We start from the raw sequence: 4,032 nt of genomic DNA on the forward strand, positions 1-4,032 counted from the left end.
GCCCATGATGGTCTCGACCCACGCGCGCCGCACGGGCGCCGCGGAGGTCATGCTGTCGCCTGGTCGATGGCGCTTTGCAGCGACTGCAGGTAGCCATCGCTCGTGTACGTCGCGCCCGAGACCATGTCGATGCTGCTGCTCTGCGCGGAGACCGTCTCGGAGACGAGGATCGGGATCGCCTGCTGGTTGATCTGCCGGTCGCGGCCGTTGCTGGACGGATACTGCGGGACGTCGACCTTCGTGATCATCCCGCCCGACACGGTGATCCGCACCGCGACCGCACCGTAGCGGGTGTTCGCTGCCGCGCCCGTGAACGTGCCGTCGGTCAGCCCGGACGCGGTACTGCTCGAATCGGTCCCGGTAGAAGTCGTCCCGGTCGAAGTCGTCCCCGTAGAAGTCGTCCCGGTCGAACTCGTCCCTGCCGTGTCCGTCGACTGACCGGTCGGCAGAGCTTCACCGACCGAGGTGCGGTAGCTGAAGAGCAGCACCAGACCTGCGAGGGTCGCCAACGCGCCGTAGATGATCTTCTTCATCGGGTCTCCGATCGCCGGTGGGGCTAGAGGGTGAAAGCTTCGCTGTGGATGCGATCTGGTGCCGCGCCGGCGGCCGCGAGGTCGGCGCGCACGGCGTCCATCCACGGGATCGGCCCGCAGAGGAAGACGTCGTACTCGGCGAGATCGGGCGCGAGGTGGTGGATCAGCTGCGCACCGTTCCAGGCCGAGTGGGAGGCCGGGAGCCAGGTGGACCCGCTGTGTGAGCGCGGCCCATTCAGCGTGAAGTGACGGACGCCGCGCGCCGCAGCGAGCGTCTCGATCTCGTGACGCCGCAGCAGCTCGTCGTCACCGTGGTCGCGCGTGATCAGCGTCGCATCGCCCCGTCCGTACGGCTCGGACTCGAGCAGCGCCACCAGCGGAGCGACGCCGGCACCCGCGCCGAGCATGAGCAGCTTGGTCCCGGTGCGGGATTCGCCCGTCATGTGCCCGTACGGGCCCTCGAAGATCACCCGGGTGCCCGGTCGCAGCGTGGTGAGGCGATGCGTGCCATCCCCGACAATCCGTGCCGAGATGACGAGGTCATCGCCCTGCGGGGCAGCGGCGAGCGAGAACGGGTGACCGCGCATCCAGCCGGAGCCGTCGAGGAATCGCCAGACGAAGAACTGGCCGGCCCGCGCATCGAGACGGCTCATGTCGCGACCGCGCATCCGCACCGTCACTCCCCGGCGCCCGTCCGGCTTCACGCCGACCACCCGCACTTCGTGGCGCATCGCCCGCACCGCCGGCACGCCGATCCGGAAGAAGAGGACGGATGCCGCGACCACGGCCCACAGTCCCCACCAGTACGCCGTCGCGAGCGGCGACGCGGTGAAGTCCGCCCCCGTCCACAGCATGTGCGGGATGGCGAGGCCGACGCCGAGGTAGCCGTACAGGTGCAGCAGGTGCCACGACTCGTAGCGGAGCCGGCGGCGCGAGCGACGGATCGAGGTGACGACCACCATGACGAGAAGGAGCGTGCCCGCTGTCGCGAGCAGCATGCCCGGATAGTCCCAGATGAACTGCCACAGCTGCAGAAACGGATTGATCGCCGCCGCGGCGGCGTATCCCGCCACGAGGAGGACGATGTGCAGGAGCAGCAGCCAGAACGACCAGAAGCCCACGATGCGATGCATCCGGGTGATCCCTTCGCGCCCGAACCCCCGCTCGAAGATCGGTACGCGGGCCATCAGCAGAACCTGGTACAGCAGGAGGTTCGCCGATACCAGCCCGGTGAGCCGGCCGAGGGTGTTGAGCGTCTCGGCGTTGTGAGCGAGGAGCGCCGCGATGCCTCCGCCCTGCACCCACAGCGCCACGATCAGCAGACTCGTGATCCAGATCAGGGAAACTGCCACGACGTTCCATCGCCCCCGGCTCGCCCCGGGAGCACGTCGCTCGGGCGCAGCGGCGACCGGTCGCGCAGAGGGCGTGCCGGAGGGGCGCGGAGGAGAGGTGATGGCTGCCATAGGACTCACCTTCCTGGGCCGCTTCTGAGACAGCGCTAAGAATGGGGGCCGCCCGGCGAGCTCATAGCAAACGCATGGCTTTCGCGTAGTCGCGCCGGCCGGAGCGGGTTGGGGCGACGGGACCTTCGGCCCTGCCCGTGGAGGCATCCTGGGGTTCGCTGAGAGAAGGGCAGCCGCCGTTGCGGCCGAGAGAACCGATGGAGATGACGTCATGGATGCTACGAATGATGCGGTCGTCGCAGCGCTCAGTGAAGAGGAGTGCTGGGCGCTGTTGTCGCGGTCCGAACTGGGTCGTCTTGCCCTGACCGTGCAGGGCGAGCCCGACATCTTCCCCGTCAACTACGCGGTCGACGGGGGCAGATTGTTCTTCCGTACAGCCCCCGGCTCGAAGCTGTCAGAACTCGCGGTGAACCCCCACGTCGCCTTCGAAGTCGACGAACACGACGAGACGTATGCGGCGAGCGTTGTGGTGAAAGGTGTCGCAGAGCGTCTTGAGCTGCAGCACGAGATCGACGACGCCGATGGGCTCCCACTGACGCCGTGGATTCCGACGCTCAAATACCGCTGGGTGCGCATCGTCCCGGCGTCGATCAGCGGTCGCTCCTTCGAGCGCGGGCCGGAACCTGATCGGTACGCAGCATCGAGCAACGACGAGTGGACCTGACGCTGGCGAACCGACGGTCGCCGTCCTAGATTTGCGGAGACGGCTGGGGACGGAGGATCACCGTGACCGAATCCGGGTCACTCTCGTTTCCCGACGGACCGCGCACCGAGCTCGAAGAGGCGATCTCGTCACTCATAGCGCAGAGTGAGCGCGTCCTGCGCGCCCAAGGACGACTCCGCGCCTTGCTCCGCGCCACACAGGCGGTGCTGGAGCAGAGCGATCTCACCCTCGTCCTCCGCAGCATCGTCGAGGCTGCGACCGAATTGGTCGGCGCACAGTACGGGGCGATGGGCGTCATCAACCCCGAACGCGACGGGYTCGAGCAGTTCCTGTACGTCGGGCTGACCGAGGAGAAGGCAGCCGCCATCGGCCATCTGCCCGAAGGACGCGGCCTGCTGGGAGCTCTGTTCACCGATCCCCATCCGATTCGGCTGGCCCACATGGCGGACGACGAGCGATCAGTCGGCTTCCCTCCGCATCATCCTCCGATGGAGTCCTTCCTCGGTGTGCCCGTGCGAGTGCACGGTGAAGTCTTCGGAAATCTCTATCTGACGAACTCCGGCAGCCGAGACTTCGCCGAAGAGGACGAGCAGCTCGTCGGGGCGCTGGCCCTCACCGCGGGCTTCGCGATCGAGAACGCCCGGCTTCTGGCGGAGACCCGGATTCGTGCCCGGTGGATGACCGCGGCTGCGGAGCTCTCGGCGGGGATCGGCGCCACCCCGACCGACAAGGCGCTGGATCTCATCGCCCATCGCGTGCGAGACATCTCGGGCGCGGACCAGGTCACGGTGCTCATCCTCAACGCGCATGATGGCCGGCTTCAGGTGGGCGCCGCAACGGGTCCGGATGAAGCATCGCTGCGAGGAGCAGCCTTCGAGCCGTTCCGCTCGTTCGCCGGGCGCGTCCTGGATGACGCTGCCGCGCACGTTCGGCCGCAGCAGCACACCACCGATCGGGATCCGCTCCTCGTCACGCACGACGGGGTCAGCGGTCCAGCCCTGGCCGTCCCCTTGCGCACGCACGCCCAGTTCTGGGGCATCCTGTGCATCGCCCGAAGCCCCGATGCCGGCAGCTTCTCCCCCACCGAGACCGAGGCGGCCGCGGACCTGGCCTCTCGCGCAAGCATCGCGCTCGAACTCGCGCGGGCCGGCGAGGAGGCCCAGCGAGCACTCCTCGCAGACGACCGGCGGCGGATCGCCCGCGACCTGCATGATCACGTCATCCAGCAGCTCTTCGGGGCCGGACTGGGCTTGCAGGCGCTGAGCAGCCGACTTGGACCAGGACCCGATGCCGACACCCTCGGCGAGACGATCGATCGGCTCGACGACGCCATCGGGCAGATCCGAACGGTGATCTTCGCGCTCTCCCATCG

4 protein-coding genes are annotated in these 4,032 nt (G+C 68.1%); 2 read left to right on the forward strand and 2 right to left on the reverse strand.

Annotation, left to right across the window (positions count from 1 at the left end; all coding sequences use genetic code 11):
• Positions 1–47: 47 nt before the first annotated feature.
• Both AC1DVT_RS18400 and AC1DVT_RS18405 read right to left on the reverse strand, forming a co-directional pair.
• Positions 48–533, reverse strand: coding sequence for an FMN-binding protein (locus AC1DVT_RS18400; RefSeq protein WP_477390628.1), 486 nt, complete (start codon positions 531–533; stop codon positions 48–50).
• A 23-nt stretch (positions 534–556) separates the two neighbouring features.
• Entirely contained in the window at positions 557–1,885 is a 1,329-nt protein-coding gene (locus AC1DVT_RS18405) for a ferredoxin reductase family protein (RefSeq protein WP_477390630.1), read from the reverse strand.
• A 322-nt stretch (positions 1,886–2,207) separates the two neighbouring features.
• On the opposite strand from AC1DVT_RS18405, the gene AC1DVT_RS18410 reads away from it, so the two are divergent.
• Both AC1DVT_RS18410 and AC1DVT_RS18415 read left to right on the forward strand, forming a co-directional pair.
• Positions 2,208–2,660: a pyridoxamine 5'-phosphate oxidase family protein gene (locus AC1DVT_RS18410; RefSeq protein ID WP_477390632.1), complete on the forward strand. Its 453-nt coding sequence runs from the start codon at positions 2,208–2,210 to the stop codon at positions 2,658–2,660.
• A 62-nt stretch (positions 2,661–2,722) separates the two neighbouring features.
• A partial coding sequence (locus AC1DVT_RS18415; protein WP_477390634.1) for a GAF domain-containing protein occupies positions 2,723–4,032 on the forward strand: 1,310 nt, incomplete at its 3' end.

The organism is Microbacterium sp. P2_F9 (assembly GCF_056403635.1).